This window comes from Paenibacillus sp. FSL K6-2524 (assembly GCF_038005525.1).
Taxonomy (GTDB): Bacteria; Bacillota; Bacilli; order Paenibacillales; family Paenibacillaceae; genus Fontibacillus; species Fontibacillus anaericanus.
In genome coordinates this window covers 1247939-1271728 of sequence record NZ_JBBOSP010000001.1, presented here as the reverse complement: position 1 = coordinate 1271728, position 23790 = coordinate 1247939, and the positions used below count along the sequence as shown (strand labels likewise).

Sequence of the window (23790 nt, the reverse complement as noted above, 5' to 3'; positions counted from 1 at the left end):
CCGACTCTATAAAACGAAGTCGGTTGTTCTCGATTTCAACTTTCCCCATCATGCTCAATCACATGCTTAAGGATCGACAATTTATTATTCCAAAATTGTTCGTAATAAGTAAGCCACTGTTTCAATTCAGCTAAAGGTTCTGGCTGCAATCGATAAATCTTCTCCCTGCCTACCTTACGCCCGCTAACTAACTTGGCTTCTGAAAGGATATGAAGATGTTTGGCGATGGCTGTACGACTAATAGGAAAATGAGCTGTTAATTGGGAAATAGGCATCTCTTGTTCTGTAAGTAATCGGAGAACCTCCCTACGAGTGGGATCTGCTATAGCCTGAAACACATCATATTTTTCTGCTGATGAAGACATTTAACCCTCGACCACCTTTTTAAACCTTTCATTAACAATCGCTACCCAACCCTGTGCCATTCGATCGCGAATAACAGAGCTTTTCTCATTTGCTTTCGTAATAAGAGTATCCGACCCTTTCCAACCACCATGAACCAAAGTAAACTCCGTCTTATCACCCAACTCTTTGAGAATAAACGATACCACCCAACCATCTGTATCCCATGTAAAAGAAAGCTTATGCGGTGCATCGATCTCGACTACTTTACAAGGAGATGGTCCAAAGGGTGATTGGATATGGAATTCATGTCCTACTTCCAGCTTGAAATCATTTGGCATGAACCATGCTGCGATTCCCTCCGCAGTTGAAACCTTGTCCCATACTTTTTGAATGGATGCTTCAACAATAACCGTTTGCTTGATATCTTCTAGTGTATTCTGATTGTTTGTTTCCATAATAATCTCCTTATTATCGCGAATATAAAACCATTTGGTTTCGTTTCATCAATATATAACACCATTTGGTTTCATGTCAACTTTAGTGTATCCAATTATTGAACATTTTATTTGTTGAAAATTGTCCCTAATCGCATCTCGTAAACACCTAATATATGGAATTTACATTCCGATATAAACGTTATATCAAATAAATAAGATAGGGAAGAGGAGCTTCAGTCATATGAAAAAAGTCGTCTTGCTAGTATTTCTGGCCTTTGTTTGTTTTGTACCATCCACGTTTGGGGCAGTTCCAGCCAAGAATTTTGTCATCGTAGATGCAACGAGTAATGAATCCTTTGTTCCCATTAGGTTTCTGAACGGATATAACGGAATCTCGATGACATGGACTTCTACAGATCAACGAATCGATATAGTCAAAGAACAAGTTCATCTCACTCTATTCGTTGGTAAAACAGCCGCAACACTTAACGATGAATCTGTCCAATTATCTACTGCTCCCTTTAACGATAACGGTATAACGTATGTACCACTTAAATTCGTTAGTGAGGCTATGGACATGCAGTTGATCTGGGATAAAGATTCCGCGTCCGTCAAGATCAATCAAGGGGAAGTTTCGGCCTCCTTACCTTTCATCAACCAAGGAAAGAATACCAACAACAGCAAGCCGATCGTGAGTGAGAAGAAAACATTCAAGGTAGGTAAGAAGTCTTTTAACGTACAAATGGTTACAATCTCATTATTGCATCCCAAGATTGATTTGGATGTCGTACTTGCGAGTGATACCATAGGCAAAGTTGAAGATCTAAGTAGTCTGGCCAAACGTAATAACGCCGCCGTTGCTATTAACGGTACTTTCTTTGATGCGTATACGACAGGAGAATTCAAATCTCCTTATGGCTACATTATTAGCGGGAATGAGCTCCTCCACTACGGTGATCGTCGTACCGTCTTTACCTATGACAAGAATAATCTGGTTCAGTTGATCCCAGGAGATGAGTTCCAAGATCGCTTTAAACAAGGTACGATCGAAGGTGGTCTTCAGGCTGGGCCTCGTCTTATAACCAATGGAAAAGTGTCACTTGACGTGGAGAAGGAAGGCTTTAAAGATCCCAAAATATTAACGGGTGCCGGAGCCCGAAGTGCACTGGGCATTACCCGTGATCACAAATTGATCCTAATTACCACAAGCGGTGCAACGATTCCGCAGTTAGCGGAGATCATGAAACAAGCAGGAGCTTATCAGGCGATGAATCTAGACGGTGGTGCCTCTAGCGGGCTCTACTATAATGGTAAATATATAACGGCTCCCGGACGTAAGATCAGCAACGCTATTATAATTAGGAATCAATAATTATGTTGAAAAGAAGAACCCCCTAATACCAGGGGGTTCTTCTAGTCTTTCCGCTCCTTTATCATTTCCAGAAACTCCAAGATAATATTAGAAACGGCATCTTCCTGAGGCATGTAAATGTACTTGCTGGTTCTCAGGATGTCCCATTTGAAGAGCTCAATCAGCTTTAATGTTGATTCTGGATCATTTTGCTGCGCTTTATGAAGTAAAGTTAGGAACTCATCATCCGGGATAACTCTTGAATCATTTTTCGCTTCCATTTGTTCACCCCTTGCTGACTCATATTTAACTCCCGAGCCACTTCACCTTCTGTCTTGTCTTGGATGTAAATCTTATAGATAATGGTTCTTCCCGTGTTGGAGGGTAGATCATTAATGAGTTGTCTTACTACGATTTTGTTATCAGAAGATGATGTGAAACTGGTTATGGCCGGTTCAAATCCGATAAACGAACACTCACGCTTCCTTACAACTTTAGCCTTATACTGAATCCGCCAAGCAATCCGATACACTTCTTTTCTATACTCCTCAAATACGGTCTGTTGTTCCATCAAAACTACCTCCCCCTTTCATTTTCATCTTCTATATATAGGGAATTTATAACGATAGTTTACAACCCATATATTTCTTATATTTAGCAATTATAACATTTATTTTCAAATTTATGGTTGTAGAATCACGTGATTATTTTCTCTATAGTGTGAAAGGAACTTCAGGGGAAAGGAGGGAGCGGTCATGCAGGTCACTGATATGATATCATTGGTTACCAATGTGGGATTTCCCGTCACGTTATGCTTTATCCTTATCAAATATGTTCTGCAAACTGTAGGTACCAAACTGGATAAGTTGGAATCTTCTATGCACACACTAACGGAAGAGATTAAAATTCTAGAAGACAACAGCGATGAAATCCGAGATGTAGCGCGCGCTAATCCAAAATCGAAATGACCCTATCCCATCCAGAAATGACACGACTTGCAGCTCCCTCCCCCTTTCTGTGACACCTAAGAATCAAAAAAAAGCAACCTACACCACGGATAAAAGCTACCGCTTAGTGGGTTACTTGTCTAAATTAATACTTGGTAGGTATCCCACTCAGAGAGGGTAATACTTGTGACTAATTGGTGAACGGCTGCTTACTTCATTTTATTCGAAATAAATAAATTTAGCATTATATTTTCTATATTTTTCATAATTTTCTAACTTATTCATAGGGTGGGATAACCTAAATTTTCAAAAATGAGCATTGTAAAAACTTGTCGGAACGAAGTATAATTAATTCAAATTTGAGACAGGCGGTTGATCATGAATACTATAGATATCCTCATAGCTTCGGTCCCTTATATCAAACAAATCGTTAGAGAAGACATTATGATTGGCATTACAGATCTGAATCAATTTCTGTACTACGAGCCTTCGGCGAACATTGATTTCGGTATTCGTCCCGGTGATCCAATCCCTCCAGATGACAAGAATCTTCGTACCGCATTAAATGGAGAGTTCTCTTCTACTCACCTACCAGCCAGCATATATGGGTTCCCGATCAGTGCCATTGCTATCCCAATTAAGGATCAGAACGGAGTCATCATTGGAGCGTTTGCCACGGCTCAATCCACTGAAACCCAGCAGCATCTAGAAGAGAATATGGAGAATTTAAACCATATTACTGGACGTTTAGTAGATATGGTGCAAACCGTTGCCGCGCATTCAGAAGAATTGTCTGCAACAAGCGAACAGATTATGACTAATACTAAATACGCAGTAGAAAATTCTTCAGAGATTAATAATACGATTAGATTCATTCAGGAGATTTCCAATCAGACGAATCTACTCGGACTTAATGCGGCTATTGAAGCTGCCAGAGTAGGCGAATTGGGAGCAGGTTTTGGTGTCGTTGCCAAGGAAGTAAGAAAGTTATCCGTCAGTACCAAGGAAGCTACCAACAATATTTCGACAACATTATCTAGCGTTCAGAAATCCATTCAACAATTGGAATCCGATTTCTCACAAATTGCTCTCTCTTCTCAGGAACAGGCCATTCTAGTTACTGAATTTATGAATGTCATTGAGCAGTTAAATGATTCCAATCAACAAATGAAGTCCTTTATTGAGGGTTTGATCCATCACAACAAGAAATAATTCAATATTATTTGATAAGAACACAGGGCTCCCAATCCATCAGGTTTGGTTGGCCCTCTTTTTTTATTGGTATTAGTACCTAGTACTAGGATAACGTGCTATACTGTTTCTAATGACTACGGATATACCATCATATATTAATAGGAGATGTTCATTTTGGACAATCAGCAATGGATCGCACCGGAATACTATAATCTGACTTCGGAAATGGAACATCATCCTTCCGATAAGGTTGCGCTTAAATGGTTAAGTGAGAACGGAGATTTCGAGGAGATTACTTACGGAGAACTCCGCAAGCAGGCTAATCGACTCGCCGGAGGTTTAGCTGGTTTGGGTCTTCGCCAAGGAGACCCCGTGCTCGTTATGGTTCCCCGGAGAATTATCGCTTATGTCATCTATATGGCTTGTCTAAAGCTTGGGCTTGCCATTATTCCTTCTTCTGAAATGCTTCGGGCCAAGGATTTATCCTACCGCCTTCGGCATTCTGAAGCCAGAGCTGTTATTGCATGGTCTGAGGTCACACCTGAAGTTGATAAAATTTCAGAAGATCTGCCTGCTTTAAATTACCGTCTATCCGTTTCTGGGAATAAAGACAACATCGGTTCAGACTGGATTGATCTAGAAGGATTAATGGAGGATCAACCTGATACTTTCGAAGCTGTTCAAAGTCACAAAGATGATATCGCTATTCTGGCCTATACCTCCGGAACAACGGGCAATCCCAAAGCTGTAGTCCATAGTCACGGCTGGGGTTATGCTCACTTACGGATCACTTCGTCGTTATGGTTCGATATAAAAGCTTCCGATACGGTCTGGGCAACAGCGGCACCAGGCTGGCAAAAGTGGATCTGGAGCCCGTTCTTGACCGTACTTGGAAACGGAGCAACAGGTTTCGTATACAATGGATCATTCGGGCCGGAGCGGTACCTACAACTGCTCCAAGATCATAAAATCCAAGTATTATGTTGTACCCCAACAGAATACCGCTTAATGGCCAAGACAGAAGGCTTAGACCAGTACAACCTGTCTCACCTGCGTTGTGCGTTGTCCGCCGGCGAGCCTTTAAATCAGGAAGTCATTAACACGTTCCAGCGCCATTTCGATATCACCATCCGGGACGGTTATGGACAGACAGAAAGCACTTTGATCATTGGAACACTTAAAGATACTCCTATCCGTACAGGTTCTATGGGCAAGTCGATTGCTCCTGGACTTGTAGAAGTAATCGATGAGGATGGTAACCCACTTCCAGCGGGAGTTGTTGGAGACATTGCCGTGCATTTGAGCATGCCTGCGTTGTTCAAAACCTATTACAAGGACCCTGAACGTAAAGGAAACTGTTCACACGGGAATTATTTCGTTACAGGTGATCGGGCCCGCAAAGATGAGGACGGCTACTTCTGGTTCGAAGGTCGGGGTGACGATATCATCATTAGCTCAGGTTACACAATTGGACCCTTTGAAGTTGAGGAAGCACTTATGAAACATGCCTCGGTCAAAGAATGCGCTGTTGTAGCGAGCCCTGATGAAGTACGTGGTCATATCGTTAAAGCGTTTGTCGTGTTAAAGGATGCTAACTCCGCTTCTCCTGAACTTGTTAAGGAGCTTCAGTCACATGTCAAAGAATGGACAGCCCCTTACAAATATCCGCGTAAAATCGAATTTATCCAGGACCTTCCGAAGACCTCCTCCGGTAAGATACGGAGAATAGAGCTACGTGAACAGGAAAACCGAGCGGCACAAGAGTAAGCTTGCTTGAGATATTGAAAAAAACCGAAAGACTGACACTTAGAACGGTGTCCAGCTTTCGGTTTTTTTCTACGCCAGCAATCGAAGTAGCACAATTCCGGCCAAGGCAAGAGATAACCCCATGATCTCTCGACGGGACATGACTTCTTTTAGATAAAAACGGGCATAGAGCAGTACAAACACAACATTCATGGCACTGATTGCCGATACAATACCCGTAACCCCTTCCCGGAAAGCCGGGATGAGGAATACCATGCCCGCAATATTCGAAATCCCAACAAACATCCCCCAACCAAGCGTTTTGCCATTACTCCATTGGACTGGAACTACTACAGTTTCCGGGGCGGTGTCCGCATCTAATACCGAACCTTCCACTTCGGCTGCTGCTATGCGCACAGTATGTCTAGAAGCTTTTAACCGATTGATGGCCCACTGCGTGCCAAATAACGTTGCTCCTGTTCCATACATGACGGCCAGTACTGGTAGTGTTGATGCTCCAAGTAGTGTTGCTTGTTTGGATGATAGATCCGTCAAACCGAAGAACAGCATGGTTAGCAGCCCCCATTGAATTCCTTTTAACTGCCCTAGCTTGAAATCTTGGGAGTACTTAATCAACAGAAGGCCAAGAATGACCACAACAAAAGACAACAACTGCCAGAGGTTTAACGTTTCCCCCCACAGCAAGTAAGCCGCGATAACAACAATAACAGGTGGCAGCCCGGTGAACAAAGCGATTATCGAGGCTTTACCAACAGCATACCCCTTATACATGGATGCATTAGCGATAAACGAAAATCCCCCCATCAGTAAGCCGATTATAACCCCACTCCCCCAAGGTTGCCCTGTAAATACGTTCACTCCTAAAGCAATCAACGTCCCTGACAAATAAACACCGAATAACAGTAGATTTCGTTCAATTGGACGCTGAGACGTCCACTGATACAAAATTCCTCGTATCCCAAAACACGTTGCCGCAGCGGCGGCAAAGACAAACCACATTTCCCTATTCCTCCCAATCTATTAATCTCTCTAAATCTCACATCTTCTAGATACCCAATCCTCTAAACAGAAAGAGCTGACACTTAAGTGTCAACTCCACCTCTTGGACATGCTTATGTATTTAAAGCCATCTTCAAATGGCTTAATGAAATTATATTATACCCTAGTATCGAAAGAAGGGATACATTATACCGCACTTTCTACTGTTGAAATATTCCCTTTGTTGCGGCCCATCAGGAACATTAGCGGAAGTCCACACAACACTATAATTGAACCTAGTACAAACACATCATCCACCCCCATCGTAAATGAGAGCAGGCGGATCGTGTTAGTATCACTAACACTTGTGCTGACGAGTTCCTTAGAGTGGAACAAAGATCTGCTCGACAATAGAGAGGTAAATACGGCAATCGCAAATGAGCTTAATACATTACGAATCCAGTTGTTAATTGACGTCGCGTGACCTGACCATTCTACTGGAATTTCCTCCATTGAGGCCGTACTACTTGGAACATTAGCGAAGCCAAGACCGAAATTACGTATGATCATGGCCCACATAATAAAGTTATTCGAAACGTTCACACCAAGCCAACTCATCATGAATAACCCGAGAAAAATAAATACAATCCCAAAGGAGATCAGCTTAACTGGGCCAAACTTTGGATATAGCTTACCAACGATTGGACTAAGTAGTGCTAGCACAATAGATGATGGCAACAGAATCAGCCCCGTTGCAAGTGGGGTTTCTCCTTGTACGGTTTGTAAGAACAGTGGTGTTAAATAAGTTCCTGTATACATCGCTACTGTAACAATGCTGTAGATACTGAGCATAACCGTAAATCTTCGATTGCGAAATACACGTAGATTGAGCAGCGGTACTTCTGTTGTCAGCTCCCGCCATACAAACAAGATCAGCAATATGATCCCTACAACGATTAATGATATGGTTTTCCATGAGCTCCAACCCCAACTGCTACCTTGGCTAAAAGCGGTTAGCAAGACGAGACTGCCCAGAACTACGGTAATGACACCAGGTACGTCCAAAGATTTCGGAATGTTCATTCGATAGTAAGGAATGAGTGTTTGGGTCAAAATAATAGCAATGATCCCCACAGGAATATTGATCAAGAATAGCCAGTGCCAGCTAGCATACTGCAGTAGCCAACCGCTGAATGTAGGCCCAATAGCGGGAGCAACCATGGCAGACAGTGACCAAAGACTGACAGCAAACGCTCTGCGTTTTATTGGAATAACCTGAAATATGATGGTCATCGTACAAGCCATGATGAGTCCACTGCAGGCGCCTTGGAGCATCCGAAATACGATCAGTGAGGTTGGACCCCAAGCTACAGCACATAATAACGAAAAGATGGTAAATCCAATTAAAGCAAATAAATATAGCCGCTTATAGCTGAATCTTCCTCCAAGGTAACCGGTAAGTGGTGCTGTCACACCCGTAGCTAACATAAATCCAGTAATCATCCATTGCATGGTATTTAGGCTGGTATGAAAATGATCCATTAACATCGGAACGGCAATGTTAATCGTCGTTGTACTTAAGACAGAGACGAAAGTTCCGAAGAATATGGCAATCATGATAGGCCAAAAATGATTCTCTCTTCCTTTTGTTTCTTCCATCAACGTTCCCCTCCAATTGCGCATATGTCTATTTTTACATATAATAAGAATAGAAATAATGCTACACCCCTAGGAATACTATGTCAATTCCGACATAGCATCAAAAAACGTTGATGAAAGCGTATTAATACGATTAGGAGGACGTCTCACGAATGAATACACTCTCTTATGGTCTTCTTTCTTTGTTAAGCTTTGCTCCCCTATCGGGCTACGATTTGGCACAAAAAATCAAACCACTATGGCAAGCTGGGCATAGTCAAATCTACCCCCTTTTAGTGAGCATGGAGCAGCAAGGCTACATATCCTACAAGCTTATCAAACAAGTTGATAAACCAGATAAAAAAGAATATACAATTACTGAAACAGGACTTATGCAATTACAACAGTGGGTAGAAACTCCTGCTGAGCATCCTGTTCTACGAGATGAGATGCATTTCAAGCTGTACAGCCTATGGCTCTCTGAACCTGAGAAGGCTAAGGAAATGCTGCGCAAGCGTGAAGAATTTTGTATGAGTGAGCTTAATCGATATAAGGACATGCTCAAAGGCAATGAAGTTCTTCGCGAGAAGCGAGGCGAATCTCATGAGCCGAAGGCCACGACGTTCGGACGTTATTTGCTCATTCGCAAAAGAATCATGGACATGGAGTCTGCCCTGCAATTTTGTAAGCTTGCACTCGAGGAGCTTGAGTCATGAGTTAGTGGAACTTGGTATTGTGCCGACACCTCCTCCGAATGTCCCCTTCTCACCTTCATAACGGATATGAGTTTTTTCCACCATCAAGCTTCCGACAAGAAAAAGCCCCAGTGGGGCTTTTTTAGTATGGTTTAAAGAACCCTTTCAAACCAGTTCCAGAATACGAAGCTGATCTGATTGCTTTAATCTTCAATTGCTGCCTTACGTGTGTTAATTTGGCGAATCGTATCAGGATTGAATTTCGGCTTTCTGTCATAGGTATACAATCCATTTACTTCCTGCTCCACATCATATAACTGGGTATAACAAAATCCAAACATCATTGGATGATCAAGCAGCACATTCGTTAAACCTTCATAACGCTTAATAAACGCTTCTTCGGATGTCGGTCTGTCTCCATAGCCCCAAGATTGCTCATCCTTCTGCTCTGGATTCCACCAAATACCGCCGTATTCGCTAATGAAATACGGTTGACCTTCATATTTTTGTCTATCAGGGAACGTAACGAAGACCTCACCACCGCTTTTCATCGGTTCATATCTTTCTTTGAACGTCTCCGGATTTTGATCATAGTCATGAATATCAAAAATGTCAGTTACGACATGGAAGTTACCACTAGTGTCGATAACGGGACGGGTAGGGTCCATCCGTTTCGTTACCTCGTAAGTAATGCGCAGCACATCGTTATTTTGTTTGGCGCCGTCCCGATCCCATGTCTCGTTAAAAGGGCACCAGCCAATAAGGGCCGGGTGATTGAAATCTCGTTCCATCCCTTCTATCCATTCAGGCAAAAATTGGGACAGACCTTCTGCTGTACAAATGTCTAATCCCCAGTTGGCATGCTCTCCCCAAACCAGGTAGCCTAGCTTATCCGCCCAGTATAAATAACGGGGTTCAAACATTTTTTCATGTAGTCTAGCACCGTTAAAACCAAGACCCATCGAAATTTCTATATCTTTTCGAAGATCCTCATCGCTTGGAGCGGTATAGATGCCCTCAGGATAAAAACCTTGATCTAGAACGAGGCGCTGGAATACGGATTTCCCATTGATCCGGAAAGCCATTCCATCGAGTCTTACGGTACGCAGCCCAAAGTAAGAGCTGACGGAATCACTTACCTGACCTTGCTTATGCAATGTTAGCTGGAGGTCGTACAGTCTGGCATTCCCAACCTCCCACAAATGAACTTCGGATAGCGGTAGCTTTATTTTCACAGATGAACCGGTTACCACCACACTGACTTCTCCGACAGTTCTCCCTTCATAAGAAGCGGATGCGGAAATTGTAGCCTCTGCTGCGTTGCCTCCTATTTGTAGCTCCATATGCACACATGCATTATCCGGGTCCGCTACTAATTTCATGTTGGATAGATATGCCTCAGGCACTTGTTCTAGCCAAACCGTCTGCCATATCCCTGTCGTTCGTGTATAATCGCAGCCATGTGAATGGAATCTTTCACTTTGTTTGCCGCGCGGCTGACGCCCTGATCTAACATCATCTTCAGCATATACGGTAATGATATTCACACCTGGTAATATAGCAGCAGTAATATCAAAGCTAAAAGAGGAATATCCTCCACGATGTGTTCCCACGGCTACTCCGTTAACCCATACCTCAGTTTCATAATCAACTGCACCAAAATGAAGTATAATCCTTCCACCAGTCCAATTGTCCGGCAAGGAGAATTCTCGTTTGTACCATACTGCTGCCATAAAGTCTTTATTTTCTACACCCGATAGCTTGCTTTCCGGACAGAAGGGAACTGTTATCGTCCCTGACAAATCGTGCCCTGATTCAGGGTAACCCCGTTCCTTCCCGCTTTTGCCATGATCGATTTCAAATCCCCATTGGCCGTTTAAGTTGATCCAGTCAGGCCGCACCCATTGCGGGCGTGGATACTCAGCACGAGGAACATTAAGACTTTCAAAATTCATTACAGAAGTCGTCATTAAGTGAGCACAACCTTTCATAAGGAGAAGTTGAGCCCATTTTAGCATCAGTATATGATAATCGCAATGTTTATTATTGTTTTACAATACACGAACTTCATTGTACAATAATCTCAATCCATCTTTACGAAAAGGAAAACAATTTATGAGCGAAATAATACAAGAAACGATTCGTTACCCGGCATCGCGTATCTTGGACGTAGCTAAAGCGCTATCCGGAGATGTTCGTGTTCGTATACTTGAGGCGCTCGGTGATAGGCCGATGAGTGTTAGTCAGTTGGCTGAGACCCTTGGCGTGGCTCAACCTACAATTTCTATCAACGTACAAACGCTGGAGCAGGTAAATCTGATCGTTTCTACACAGGGTGCGAATCGTGAGAAAATCTGTTCGGTCACATGCCGATCTATTCAACTCGATCTTCCTTCGAAGCCAGGAGAAGGCCTTCATCCAACAGAAGAAATATATATGCCCATCGGAATGTACTCCCACTGTTCTGTACAACCATCCTGCGGTATGGCAGGAAAAGACGGGAGTTTGATCGGCTCCCAGGATGATCCACGTGTATTCTATATGCCTGATAGAATCGATGCATCGCTTTTATGGTTCGCAGAATCGGGTTATGTCGAATACTATTTTGCCAATCCTCTACCACCGGGTGTCATACTGGATGAGATTCGTATTTCGGCAGAAGTATGCTCAGAAGCACCTGCATTCCGTGAGGATTGGGCAACAGATATTACCCTGACCATCAATGACCTGCTCGTCGGCACTTATACTTCCCCTTCCGATTTCGGTGACCGTAAAGGCAAGCTAACACCCGAACGATGGAAGAGCGGAACAGAATACGGTATGCTGACCGAATGGAGTATTTCTGGAAAAGGCAGTCGGATTAACGGCGTTCCCTCTTCTCCAACAACCGTCGACATGCTCAATCTGGCCTTTAACAAACCGATTAGCCTCCGTTTCGAAGTCCGGGAGGATGCCGTTAACCAACGCGGTCTCAATCTTTTCGGCAGCAACTTCGGCGACTATCCTCAGGATATCGTACTATCGTTTATACGTCGTTCCGAACATATATAACCATAAACCCACTTCGAAATATCAGCTGTGGGGACAGGCTCACTCCACCAGGAAAGTGACTGATCTTCAAAAAAAAGTGGTAGGTCAAGGATATCCACCTTGGCCTACCACCCCTATTCCAAATCAATTACTTCAAAACTCCCCATTTATGTGCTTACTCTATCCTCGCCGCTATCCCTACCTCGTAGGAACAACTTTATGAATTCATTTACAATGAGGGGAATCAAGCCTAACCCAATTACCCATCCCCAATCGACGAAGGAGAGAAATTGTACCTTAAACGCTGAAGCTAAGAACGGGATGGAAATGACTCCGAACTGCAAAACCAACCCAATGATTATAGCCCCAACTAGATACTTATTTGTAAAAAATCCAACTTGAAAAATAAACTTCGTTGCGCTTCTCATCGATAACGAATAGAACAGCTGTGAAGAAGCCAATACAACAAAGGACATCGTCCTTGCATTCGTCATCGCTTCCTCAGAGATGTTGCTTGAACGTAGGTTGTACCCGAATTCATGCAATCCCAAATAAAAGGCAACTAATGTTATGGTCCCGATCAAGATACCCCCAATGATAGCTCGCAGCCCCGCCCCTTTGGCAAAGAAGCTTTCCTTCGGATCTCTTGGCTTTCTTCTCATCACATCTTTATCACCAGGATCTAGACCAAGCGCTATTGCGGGTAACGTATCCGTCACTAGGTTGACCCACAAGATCTGGGTTGGCAAGAGTGGTACGGGCCAGAAGAACAAGATCGATAGGAGTATAGCTACAACTTCCCCAAGGTTACACGATAGTAGGAATATAACCGTCTTGCGAATATTTAAGTAAATATTCCTACCTTCTCTAATGGCGTGAACGATGGTCGTAAAATTGTCATCGGTTAAGATCATGTCACTAGCGCCCTTGGATACATCTGTCCCGGTAATCCCCATGGCTACACCAATATCCGCAAATTTTAAAGAAGGAGCGTCGTTCACCCCATCCCCCGTCATCGACACGATGTTACCTTTCGCTTTGAAAGCTTTAATAATCTTTACCTTATGCTCTGGAGAAACACGAGCAAATACCCTATAGTTATTAATCTTCTGTGAGAACTCTTCTTCTGACAACTGATCAATTTCCGTCCCCGTCATACTTTGATCAATTGAATCCGCAATACCAAGTTCCTTCGCAATCGCAACCGCTGTGTTCTTATGATCACCAGTAATCATCACCGGCGTAATTCCGGCCATTTTCGCTTCTCTTATCGAATCTTTTACCTCAAGTCTTGGTGGGTCAATCATACCGACGAATCCAAGTATCGTAAGGTCCTGCTCCATCTCATCTGGATCAATCATACGATCGGTATCCTTATAAGCAGCACCTAGAACTCTTAGTGCCTCATCTGACATCTCTTCGGCAGCCTTAAGATATTGGAGCTTCATCTCTTCGGTTAACGGTACAACCTCACCATCGACGACAGCAGAAGTGGAGATCTGTAATAGTTGATCGATCGCCCCCTTCGTATGTACGCGAAATCCAGATCTAGTCTGATTTAATGTAGACATCAGCTTACGATCGGAATCAAATGGTTTCTCGGACACCCTTTTGTATTCTGAGTCCAAAGACCGTTTAATTAAATTGTTCTCATTACCAAATACAATTAAAGCTACTTCTGTAGGGTCCCCAGTAGCTTTTCCTTGTTCGAAGGTTGCATCTGAACATAAAACAAGTGATTTTATTAGCTCAACAGGAGGTTCATTCTTGTTTTGACTTGATGATATATAATGCTTCACGACAGACATTTTATTTTGGGTTAGTGTACCTGTTTTGTCCGAACAAATGATATTAACCGAGCCTAATGTTTCGACCGCCGGCAGCTTCTTTACAATAGCATTAATCTTCGACATTCTAGTCACGCCAAGTGCTAATACGATGGCTACAATCGCTGGAAGTCCTTCCGGAATAGCGGCAACTGCTAAACTGATCGCAGTGAGGAACATTTCGAATAAATCCCGCTTTTGAAACAATGCAATGACAAACACAAGTACACAGATTCCTATCGCGATATACCCTAGGACCTTCCCGAGTTCCTCTAATTTTTTCTGTAATGGGGTCAATTCCTTATTATCATCATCAAGGATCTTAGCGATCTTTCCCATTTCGGTATTCATAGCCGTAGCTACCGCAACGCCTTCACCTCGGCCATAAGTCACAAGCGTGGACATGAATGCCATGTTTGACTTATCTCCAATAGGAGTTTTGGGATCTGTATGAATGTCATCAGCTACTTTGTCTGTTGGTACAGATTCTCCGGTTAATGCGGATTCCTCAATTTGCAGATTTGCGCTCTCTAATAATCGTAAATCAGCGGAAATAAATCTTCCCGCATCTAATATGACGATATCACCAGGTACGACGTCCTCGGACCCTATTTCTTTCACTTCTCCGTCACGTCTGACAAGTGCCTTTGGAGTCGTCATTTGCTGCAGCGCTTCAATCGACTTCTCCGCTTTATTCTCCTGGATCACACCAATTACCGCATTTAAAATAACGACAGCAAGAATAATGAGCGCATCGATAAATTCCCCTATAATCAGGGTTACGACCGCAGCACCTAGAAGAACATATATGAGCATATCCTTCAACTGCGCAAAGAATAACAAGATCATACTTTTCTTGGGTTTTCCCTCAAGCTTGTTTGGACCATATTGCTCCAGCCTTGATTTGGCTTCCTCCGTAGTCAGCCCTGTTGCTGCATTTACTTTAAGCTCTTGGAGAACTTGTTCTTGTGACTTAGAGAACCACATCCAAAACACCTCTTAGATTTAATTTTGGAATTAAATTTGCTAAACCCCATTTCAGCTATTACCCTTATTCTGCTCACTACTCACGATTTTCTTGCATACTCATCATTTCCATTTCAAAGTCTATATACAAAAAAACCACCTTGGTGCACCAAGTTATGCGGTGTCTAGGTGGTGGAATCTTATATATATTTATATGTATACGATAAAATAGCCATTACCAGTTGTTTACTGCATGCTCGATAAAGGCAACCATATCCTTCACTTCAATGATTCTACCGTCATCTAAAACCGCTTGCCCCGTAAAAGTACCAAACAATTGATGACACTTATTATCGACAAACAATAGCTTCGTTGCCGTAATCTGATCGTAGATCGGCGTGAATTCCATCTGAAATCTCCCATTGTCACTGGTAACTTGTTTTTTCGCCATATACCCTCCAGCAGACAGATCAAAGATCACAGACCCAAGCTTATGAGCGGTTCCATCGTAAAAGAGCATATTCTCCGTGGCTGCCGAGGTATTTCCGAACCCGTGCCCAATATTGAAGCCGAATCTTTTGCCGTCCACGTAACAACTGCCATTGCCCCAATACCAATCATGTCGGAAAGGCCAGACTCCTCTTCCCCAATCGAGTAAACCAAAAGAACAATCCGGTTCGAATCGATACTCCTTATCTCCAATGAGTACTCTTCCAGTAGCCGGCATACAGTTGATTTTATGATTATAGTAGAACATAGAAGGATGCTCATCAAAAGGTGTAGCGATCACTACCGACGTGGGATCTGGTTGAGATAACTTAATATCGATATCCATCCTGGGCGAGTTCTTTCCACTTGCCTTCCCAATCAACCTCCGTCCACCATCTGTGATCTGAAACTGGATGAACATATTCTTCTGGTTAAACGTCAAATCCCCTTGCTCCGCCGAAGACGGCATCTGGAGCCGATTAAACGGCAAGGCAAGCATCTTTGTAATTTCATAATGCTGCCCTGTTGCAAATTCAAATAATTTCACCGAAATACTACCTGCATAGGACACGTGTCCAATGGTCATTTGCAGACAATAGTCATCGTTCGAGACCTGATAGAAATCCCACTCTTTAATCCGCCATGGTGGGGCTTTAATACATTCGCGGTTATAGCTCAGTACTGCCCGTGTCGAATAACCATGCTGTAGTAGAGAGCCATTGTTGCCGAGCAAATTGCCCGGCACGTTAATCTCATTCTGTCCCATATCTGCTACACCTCCAGATTAGTCACTAACCTTCATATATCCAAGATACAAAGTAAGATCCCTCTGGTTGCTTGTTTAGTTATATGACATCCAAACCGTATTTCCCACCGTCTCAAAATCCTGCTTATACCAAAAGTTACGTGATTTTTCTAGCGCATATACATACATTTTTTTGTTAGTGTGCTTTTCTTTTAGCCAGTTCACAAAGAATGCTCCATAACCGTTACCTTCATAATCTTTCAAAACATCTAACGCTTCAATAAAGATAATATCTGTTTTATTCTTTATATCTATATAGAAGTCCTTTTCCAGGTATTTCTCGTCACTATTAAAATAATCCTGTTCCGCCTTCTGAACTAACTGCTTGCCGCTGCTATATTCCCAAATGACACCATAACCGGCCATTTCCTGTTCAACTTCAATGATATGGATCTCTTTAGGTAACTCCGATAGATCCTTCTGGCTTAATTCCCAGGCATGATAACTCGTTGTTATTTCGCTAAAAATGGATTGCATTTCTTGATCAAATGGTTTTGTAATAATCGTAGGCATTTTCTATCTCCTTTTGCTGTTTATAGCTGTGTATAACACTAACTTATTCAATTCCTTCCGTCAATCTAGATGCCCATAGCGGTTCACGATCTGTTGAAATAAGAAAAAGCACCCTACCTAGAACCGATGCTTCGTTCTAGATAAGGTGCGTGAGTCGAGGATATGTTACTTCAATATTATATATCCACCCGATTGTTCAACACATGATAATCCTGCAGCATGACCTCTGGAGCGGAGCAACCGTGTAGCTCAAAAATAATCAGCTCATTCTTTCCCTTTCGCAGGAGAGGCCCAGGAATATACAACGTTTCTTGTGGACCAATTTCCCAATAACGCCCTAGGTTGAAACCATTGATATAGGCTACCCCTTTTGTCCATCCCTTCATATTCAAGAAAGTATCAGCCAGCTCATCCACTATAAATTCGCCTCTGTAGAAGCTCGGTTCATTAGGTAAAGTATGAATGCTCGGTTCGAATGAGAGTTTAGAGAAATCATCTAATGGAAGCGAATGAATCGTCCAATGATATAAGAATTGTTGACCAAACCGAACACCTTCAGTAATCCCTTTCGGGTCCTTTATATGGGGGCCATAATTTACTCGTCCCATATTTTCCACCAAAATGCTCACAGTAACGCCTTCTGGAGGAACAGCAAAAGCAACCTCCTGATCCGGGTTCCAACGTTCGATCGTTCCCTTATACGTCCCATCAACAAAAATCATGGCACGGTCCCGTACCTCTTGAAGATTCAGTCTACTTTCCGGCCTAGGTCCCGTCAATCTCGTCGAATACAGGATAAATCCATCATTTTGTCCAAGCCGCTCCATCGGTTCAGGACATGTGCTTTGAATCGGTGAAGATAAACTGTCAAGAGAAGATAATAGCTTCACTTGTTCCGTCATATGTACGGTACCAAAATTCCGTTTGGCAATCGGCACAGGCAGTTCAAGTGGGCCAAGATCCACATATTTAGCGATTACTTTACGTACAGCATGAAATTTCTCCGTGATATCACCGCATTCACTTACAAGAACATCATAATCATAACTTGTAATCGTCGGCTCATATTTGTCCTGAAGATTAGCTCCATTATAGAAACCGAAGTTCGTTCCTCCATGAAACATATAGAAATTGACCGACGCACCTACAGTCATCATCTCATCCAATACATTCGCCACATCATCTGCAGGTCTGGTGTGATGCTCCTCTCCCCAGTGATCAAACCAGCCATTCCAATATTCCATACACATCAGAGGTTGATCCGGTTGATATTCTGTAAGCTTCCTGAAGGCCTCAGTTGGTTGCGATCCAAAGTTAGCAGATGCCCATACTCCCGGTACCATCCCACCTTGTAGCATGAAGTCATCCGGACCATCCGAGGTAAACAACAATACATCTACGCCTCTCTTGATCAATCCGTCCTTCAAATATTGCAAATATACCTGATCATTGCCGTAGCTACCATACTCATTCTCGACTTGCATACAAATGATGGGTCCACCATTCGTCGACAACAGTGGTATCAGACGTGGAATTAACTCATCATAGTAGGCATCCACCTTTTCTAGATAAGGCAAATGATAGCAACGAAGATGCATTCTTGGGTCGGCAAGCAACCAGGCTGGGAGACCGCCGAACTCCCATTCTGCACAGATAAAGGGACTCGGTCGAACAATAACATAAAGACCAAGCTCACCAGCAATCTGAATAAACTTCTCCAAATCCGCCATCCCTTCGAATACAAATTCCCCTTCGTTTGGCTCATGAAAATTCCACGGTATATAAGTTTCAACTGTATTAAATCCACAAGCCTTCAATTTCATTAGACGATCAGCCCAATACTCCGGTACGACACGGAAATAGTGAATAGCTCCAGAGATAATCTGAATCGGACGGTTCTCTAACATTAATTGCGACCCGTTAATTGTTAATTTGTTCATAAGTAAGTTCCTCCTAGCAAAAGTATCTCGTTGACTACCATTTCCTATTTCGAGTCAAGCTCCGTGCAATATACCGCAAAGAAGCGGATAAGCGGAAGTTCTATGCACTTCGTCAATGTGAGTCGCAATTGCTTTGTACGAATCGCTTTAAAACGATCTATTTTCTTATGTCCAATAGCAGTACCTTGTACAAGCTCAACCCAGACTCCATCCTTCATACTCTCCAACACATACTCTTGAATCCGTTCACCTTCTGAGATTTGCTCCATCAAGATTGCATGATCGATAAGCGACTCTTCCGGCAACGTCAATATCTGCTCCGCTCCCTCACCGGATGATTGCGCGATTGGATGATCGAAACGATGACGGATTTCATCGCCAAACTCTATGACCCGCTCTACATCAATGTCAGGGAATAGTCCGCGATCGTCAGGCGAAATGTTCAGAAGCAACACGGTTCCATGGCCGACCGAACGGTAATAAATGTCCATCAAGTTATCAAGTGGTCGTAAGCTGTCCTCATCATTCGGATGCCAGAACCAATGGTGAGTACGAATCGGCACGTCACATTCAGCCGGTACCCAGTTCGATGTCTCGGGTAACCAGGTCAGCATATCGCTCGTAAACATGCTCGTACGAGCTTCCGAAGAAGTGTTCCAGCACGGATATGGTGCTAATCCGTCTTCATTCCCTACCCAGCGAATCGTTGGCTGCCCCATATTGAACACCATCGCGTCAGGTTGATATCGCTTAATGAGTCCTATAATGTTGGGCCAATCGTATTCACGACCTTCTGAACCTGCGCCGTCAAACCATAACTCAACGAGTGGGCCGTACTGGGTTAGCAATTCAGTAAGTTGCTCCGTATAGAAAGCATCATACGCTTCCTTGTTAGCATAAGATGGCTCATGCCGATCCCATGGCGACAAATACAACCCAAGGGCAATTCCCTCCTCACGGCAAGCGTCGGCAACCTCACGCACTACATCGCCTTGCCCGTTCTTCCAAGGACTCGATTTCACCGAATAATCGGTCGTTTTCGTTGGCCACAAGCAGAAACCATCATGATGTTTGGCCGTTAAGATAAAATATTTAAAACCAGCCCGCTTTGCCGTACGTACCCATTGCCGTGCATCAAGCTGCGTCGGATTAAATTTCTCTGGTGAATCGGTGCCAGTACCCCACTCTTGATCACAAAATGTATTCATTCCAAAATGACAAAACATTCCGAGCTCCATGTCATGCCATCTCAATTGCTGTTCCGTTGGTTTTGCCAAAATTGATTTACTCATTTCACACACTCTCTTTCATTCTCTTGTATTGTAGCGAGCCACGCGATACATTAGCTGAGATAAACACCTTATGAGATCTAGCTGCCGGAGCAGCCTGAAAGCTTCCTAAACTGTTGAGGATTCGCATGATAGACTTTCTTGAACATTTTAGAGAAATAGGAGAAATTACTGTACCCGATCGTTTGCGCGATATCCGAAATCGGGATCGTTGAATGGACTATTAGCTCTTTAGCAATCTGCATCCTCTCATTCAGCAAATAGTCCGTAATACTCATCCCTACCTCCTTCTTAAACAAACGGGAGAGATAAGCTGGATTAAGGTGAACGTACTCGGCAAGCATCTCACGGGTGATGTTCTCACTTAGATGATCGGCAATATAGGCACGAAGCCGCGGAATAACAGACACTTCCTGATAAAGACAGCGATACACAATTTGGATTAACCAAGTTCCCCATACTTCCATCTGTTCCAACGTTCTTGGGGGTACGTTTACTTGTGGGGCGCTAGCATGATGGATCAACTGATGTGCAGAAAGACCTTTCTTCTGCAGTAAATAATGAATCATTTGCAGAAATCCCTGATAGTAGGCATGTAGAACATTTGCTCCAAAACGCCGGTCCAATGCAAGCTCCTTGAGGCTGCTCTTAAACTGCTGGACTAGTTCTTCTTCCTTACCATTCTCCAGCAGCAGTGCCCAAACTATAAAATCAGGCAAGCGAGGATCTGGGGCAGGCTCTGGACTCTGCTTACGCAGCCAGTTAAGCTGATTGGACACGCTGAGATTATTGTATTCCATAGATAGAAGTGCTTTGTACATTCCTGTTAGTTCATGCAGCATAACGGGTTCACCGATATAACAGGATACCGTGCAGTTCAAATATTGAATACAGGCATCAATATATCCGTTGCATTTCCGGCCAATACTATCCAGGAGCAAGGCTTCCTCCTCAGGTGAGAGGTAAAAGATAGCCATAGTGACTCCTTGCTTGGTATGCACGACCTCTCCTCTATAAGTGGAGATCAGTAGTTCCGAGGATGATTGACGAATGGCGTACTCCATCACTTCTTCGTCCCTCGTGCTGAGTTCCCGTTGCCAATTCTCCACACTTACCATAACCGGTAGCAACCGATCCTCCGGCTGTAGGACAATACCATATTCAGCTGGCAGACTACAGACTTCGCTTTGAGAGGCAACGATACGTTCTGATAGCAGGTCGTACCAGAAACGCTCACTAAGTAGCGGCCTTTTTTTGTTCCACAACTCGTAATATGGCTTATATTGTTCACTCTGAGCAAGCTCAGCGTTCTTCTTTTCTACCGTACGGATCGCCTTCCGAATAACTTCTTCTAGGGCTTCAAACTCTACAGGCTTCATCATGTAGTCAAAACTACTGAGCTGAACAGCCCGCTTCATGAACCGAAAGTCATCGTGTGCAGTCAGAAAAATCGTTTCTGTATAAGGCGAAAACTCATTAACCCACTCTAGTAATTCGATTCCCGTCCCTTTTGGCATCTCAATATCACTTATCATGACGTGTATCTCATGCTCCTTAAAGATCTTGATCGCTTCCCTCATGTTAAAAGCATCGTAGACCGCTGAAACACCCAGTTCCACCCAATTAATTGCATCTTTAATCCCCATGACAGAGTACATTTCATCATCAACAATTAAAATCTGCAATCCTTTCACCCTCCTGCACCTGCATAAATTATATGACTTTCGGGCCGCACACTTTATAAATCCTGCCTTATAGTAAGCGTTTACACTTATACTTTTTCATCTCTAGTTCCGGGCAATATTCATTAACACTAGCTACCTTAATATAGCGGTTTCTTGGACTAACTTGAGACCTCAATTGGAACATCCAACTCTATCAATGCCCCTGATTTCAAGCAATTATCGAAATTCAATCGGGCTGTATTCCCATACAAAAGCTGCAAGCGGTGGTAGCTATTCCAGATGCCCAGATGCTGATCATTGGTTTGATGGAAATAACGACCGCTTTGAAGGGACTCTAGCATCTCTGGCGAGAACCCGCAGCCATTATCGACAATGTGGATACGGCAGAATCTTTGGTCAGTATCCAGCGTGGCCTGAATCTCAATATGGAAGGGTTCCTCCATAAAGTCGAACCCGTACTTGATAGCATTCTCTATAAAAGGCTGCACGATCAACGGAGGAATTGGAACCTGCTTAGCATTCTCATCTATCACGATCTCAAAGGTAATCCTACCAGGAAAGCGAAGCTGCTGAATGCACAAGTAGCTGTCCATATGTTCCATTTCTTCGGAGAGCCTCACGAAGGGCTGGCTCGTTTTGGTCGTGAAACGAAAATATTTTACTAGGTTAAGACACATCGCTTGAATAACCGTATAATTTTTGAGCTGGGCAAGATTATAGATAACATTGATGCTGTTTAACAAAAAGTGCGGATTAATTTGCAGCTGAAGATGCTTTAACTCCGCTTTATGCGTGCGGATTTGCTCTTCATACACATTAATTTTCAACTCTTGAATTTGATGCGCCATGTCATTGAACGTTTCAGTAACCGCATGAAACTCCCTGGAGGGGGAGTTATTCAATCTAATGGCCCAGTCGCCTCTCTTAAGCGTACGCATCCCTTTGAGCAAAGCATTCATCGGTCTGAGAATAATACTATTGAGATAGATTAGATATAATAAGAGCAACAAAAAGGCGAATAACGGAATCCATGCGATAACCTCACGAAATCGAGATATATTATCCAACATCCCTTGTTCCGGAATGAAGGCGATTAACGTGACATCCGTTGAATTGATCGGATTACTGACGACAACATAAGTGCCATTCTCTCCTTTCAGCCTCTGGTATCGCGCATCTGAATTAATACGAGGAGGATCTTTAAAGCCTCCAATCTCGAAGCTACCAGCAATCAATCTTCCCTCAGGGTTTGCAAGAGCAGAGAAGCCTTCCCCTCCAAGCTGGATCAGCTCAAGTGGAATCATTAAATGGTTAAGCTGAACCCATGCACCTAAGTAAACACCAAACCCCGAATCTACAATGCGCACTAGACCATAAATATCCCCACAGCTAACCGTCTTCCATCCCCTAAATAAAGGGCTTTCAGGTTGCGCCATATCAAGAATGCCCTGGATACACTGTTTGATGACTATCGCTTCCTCATAAGAATCGGCTTTGATCGATGTATGAATCAGATCCCGATAGACTTTGGAGTAAGCAAATTGAATATCGATACTATTATCAAACCGATTATATCTGCTTAGGCTGTTCAGGATTCGCATCTTGGTCAACGTGTAATCCGAAGAGTTGTAGACCATCTTATTCAAAGACAAAATATCTGCATCATGGGAGGTCATATCGTACAAAAAATTGGCTTCGATTCCAAGGCTAGTTTGGATTTGATTAGAATATAGGGAAATCATATTTTTATTGGATTCCGCCGCCTGCTCGCGTACGGAGTTAGATGCTGTAAAATTACTATAAATCAGTAAACAGACTAGAGGAAATGTGATCGTGATAAAGCCAATGGCTAGCTTGAAACGGAGAGAGCCTTTAGGGTTCATCGTATTCTCCCG

19 protein-coding genes are annotated in these 23790 nt (G+C 43.2%); 6 read left to right on the top strand and 13 right to left on the bottom strand.

The window, feature by feature from the left end:
- Positions 1–35 precede the first annotated feature (35 nt).
- On the bottom strand, positions 36–365 hold the full coding sequence (locus NST85_RS05565; RefSeq protein ID WP_341188783.1) for an ArsR/SmtB family transcription factor: 330 nt from the start codon (positions 363–365) through the stop codon (positions 36–38).
- Complete coding sequence (locus tag NST85_RS05560; protein ID WP_307402623.1) at positions 366–800, bottom strand: SRPBCC family protein; 435 nt, start codon at positions 798–800, stop codon at positions 366–368.
- Between the two features lie 223 nt (positions 801–1023).
- Between NST85_RS05560 and NST85_RS05555 the strand changes: the two genes are divergently transcribed.
- Positions 1024–2154 (top strand): phosphodiester glycosidase family protein, encoded by a 1131-nt coding sequence (locus NST85_RS05555; RefSeq protein WP_127192896.1) that lies wholly within the window; start codon positions 1024–1026, stop codon positions 2152–2154.
- Between the two features lie 211 nt (positions 2155–2365).
- Here NST85_RS05555 and NST85_RS05550 read toward each other — a convergent pair whose 3' ends face one another.
- The gene (locus NST85_RS05550) at positions 2366–2707 is read right to left on the bottom strand and encodes a DUF1492 domain-containing protein (protein WP_307402606.1); all 342 of its coding nucleotides are present in this window, start codon (positions 2705–2707) and stop codon (positions 2366–2368) included.
- Positions 2708–2888: 181 nt separating this feature from the next.
- Between NST85_RS05550 and NST85_RS05545 the strand changes: the two genes are divergently transcribed.
- From NST85_RS05545 to NST85_RS05535, 3 genes are all read left to right on the top strand, one after another.
- On the top strand, positions 2889–3101 hold the full coding sequence (locus NST85_RS05545) for a hypothetical protein (RefSeq protein WP_127192899.1): 213 nt from the start codon (positions 2889–2891) through the stop codon (positions 3099–3101).
- A 357-nt stretch (positions 3102–3458) separates the two neighbouring features.
- Complete coding sequence (locus NST85_RS05540; RefSeq protein WP_127192900.1) at positions 3459–4292, top strand: methyl-accepting chemotaxis protein; 834 nt, start codon at positions 3459–3461, stop codon at positions 4290–4292.
- 153 nt (positions 4293–4445) lie between these two features.
- Positions 4446–6041 carry an acyl-CoA synthetase gene (locus NST85_RS05535; RefSeq protein WP_127193010.1) on the top strand — a complete coding sequence of 532 codons (1596 nt, stop codon included), beginning with the start codon at positions 4446–4448 and terminating at the stop codon, positions 6039–6041.
- A 69-nt stretch (positions 6042–6110) separates the two neighbouring features.
- Here the strand turns inward: NST85_RS05535 and NST85_RS05530 are convergent, their stop codons facing one another.
- Together NST85_RS05530 and NST85_RS05525 are read right to left on the bottom strand one after the other, a co-directional pair.
- Complete coding sequence (locus tag NST85_RS05530) at positions 6111–7040, bottom strand: DMT family transporter (protein ID WP_341188782.1); 930 nt, start codon at positions 7038–7040, stop codon at positions 6111–6113.
- A gap of 186 nt (positions 7041–7226) precedes the next feature.
- Complete coding sequence (locus tag NST85_RS05525) at positions 7227–8678, bottom strand: MDR family MFS transporter (protein ID WP_246054157.1); 1452 nt, start codon at positions 8676–8678, stop codon at positions 7227–7229.
- A 152-nt stretch (positions 8679–8830) separates the two neighbouring features.
- Between NST85_RS05525 and NST85_RS05520 the strand changes: the two genes are divergently transcribed.
- Positions 8831–9373, top strand: coding sequence for a PadR family transcriptional regulator (locus NST85_RS05520; protein ID WP_341188781.1), 543 nt, complete (start codon positions 8831–8833; stop codon positions 9371–9373).
- A gap of 182 nt (positions 9374–9555) precedes the next feature.
- Here NST85_RS05520 and NST85_RS05515 read toward each other — a convergent pair whose 3' ends face one another.
- Entirely contained in the window at positions 9556–11307 is a 1752-nt protein-coding gene (locus tag NST85_RS05515; protein WP_341188780.1) for a glycoside hydrolase family 2 protein, read from the bottom strand.
- 160 nt (positions 11308–11467) lie between these two features.
- Between NST85_RS05515 and NST85_RS05510 the strand changes: the two genes are divergently transcribed.
- Positions 11468–12403: an ArsR/SmtB family transcription factor gene (locus NST85_RS05510; protein ID WP_341188779.1), complete on the top strand. Its 936-nt coding sequence runs from the start codon at positions 11468–11470 to the stop codon at positions 12401–12403.
- Positions 12404–12549: 146 nt separating this feature from the next.
- Here the strand turns inward: NST85_RS05510 and NST85_RS05505 are convergent, their stop codons facing one another.
- The 7 genes from NST85_RS05505 to NST85_RS05475 all read right to left on the bottom strand — a co-directional run bounded on the left by NST85_RS05505 (position 12550) and on the right by NST85_RS05475 (position 23778).
- On the bottom strand, positions 12550–15195 hold the full coding sequence (locus tag NST85_RS05505) for a cation-translocating P-type ATPase (RefSeq protein ID WP_341188778.1): 2646 nt from the start codon (positions 15193–15195) through the stop codon (positions 12550–12552).
- Between the two features lie 214 nt (positions 15196–15409).
- Positions 15410–16429 (bottom strand): DUF2804 domain-containing protein, encoded by a 1020-nt coding sequence (locus NST85_RS05500; RefSeq protein WP_341188777.1) that lies wholly within the window; start codon positions 16427–16429, stop codon positions 15410–15412.
- A 75-nt stretch (positions 16430–16504) separates the two neighbouring features.
- A complete protein-coding gene (locus tag NST85_RS05495) occupies positions 16505–16981 on the bottom strand; it encodes a GNAT family N-acetyltransferase (protein WP_341188776.1) in 477 nt (158 codons plus the stop codon).
- A gap of 176 nt (positions 16982–17157) precedes the next feature.
- Positions 17158–18921: a glycoside hydrolase family 35 protein gene (locus tag NST85_RS05490; RefSeq protein ID WP_341188775.1), complete on the bottom strand. Its 1764-nt coding sequence runs from the start codon at positions 18919–18921 to the stop codon at positions 17158–17160.
- Between the two features lie 44 nt (positions 18922–18965).
- Positions 18966–20213 carry an alpha-L-fucosidase gene (locus NST85_RS05485; protein ID WP_341188774.1) on the bottom strand — a complete coding sequence of 416 codons (1248 nt, stop codon included), beginning with the start codon at positions 20211–20213 and terminating at the stop codon, positions 18966–18968.
- Positions 20214–20290: 77 nt separating this feature from the next.
- Positions 20291–21895: a response regulator transcription factor gene (locus NST85_RS05480; RefSeq protein ID WP_341188773.1), complete on the bottom strand. Its 1605-nt coding sequence runs from the start codon at positions 21893–21895 to the stop codon at positions 20291–20293.
- 158 nt (positions 21896–22053) lie between these two features.
- Positions 22054–23778, bottom strand: a complete 1725-nt coding sequence (locus NST85_RS05475) for a sensor histidine kinase (RefSeq protein WP_341188772.1) — start codon at positions 23776–23778, stop codon at positions 22054–22056.
- Between the last annotated feature and the right edge of the window lie 12 nt (positions 23779–23790).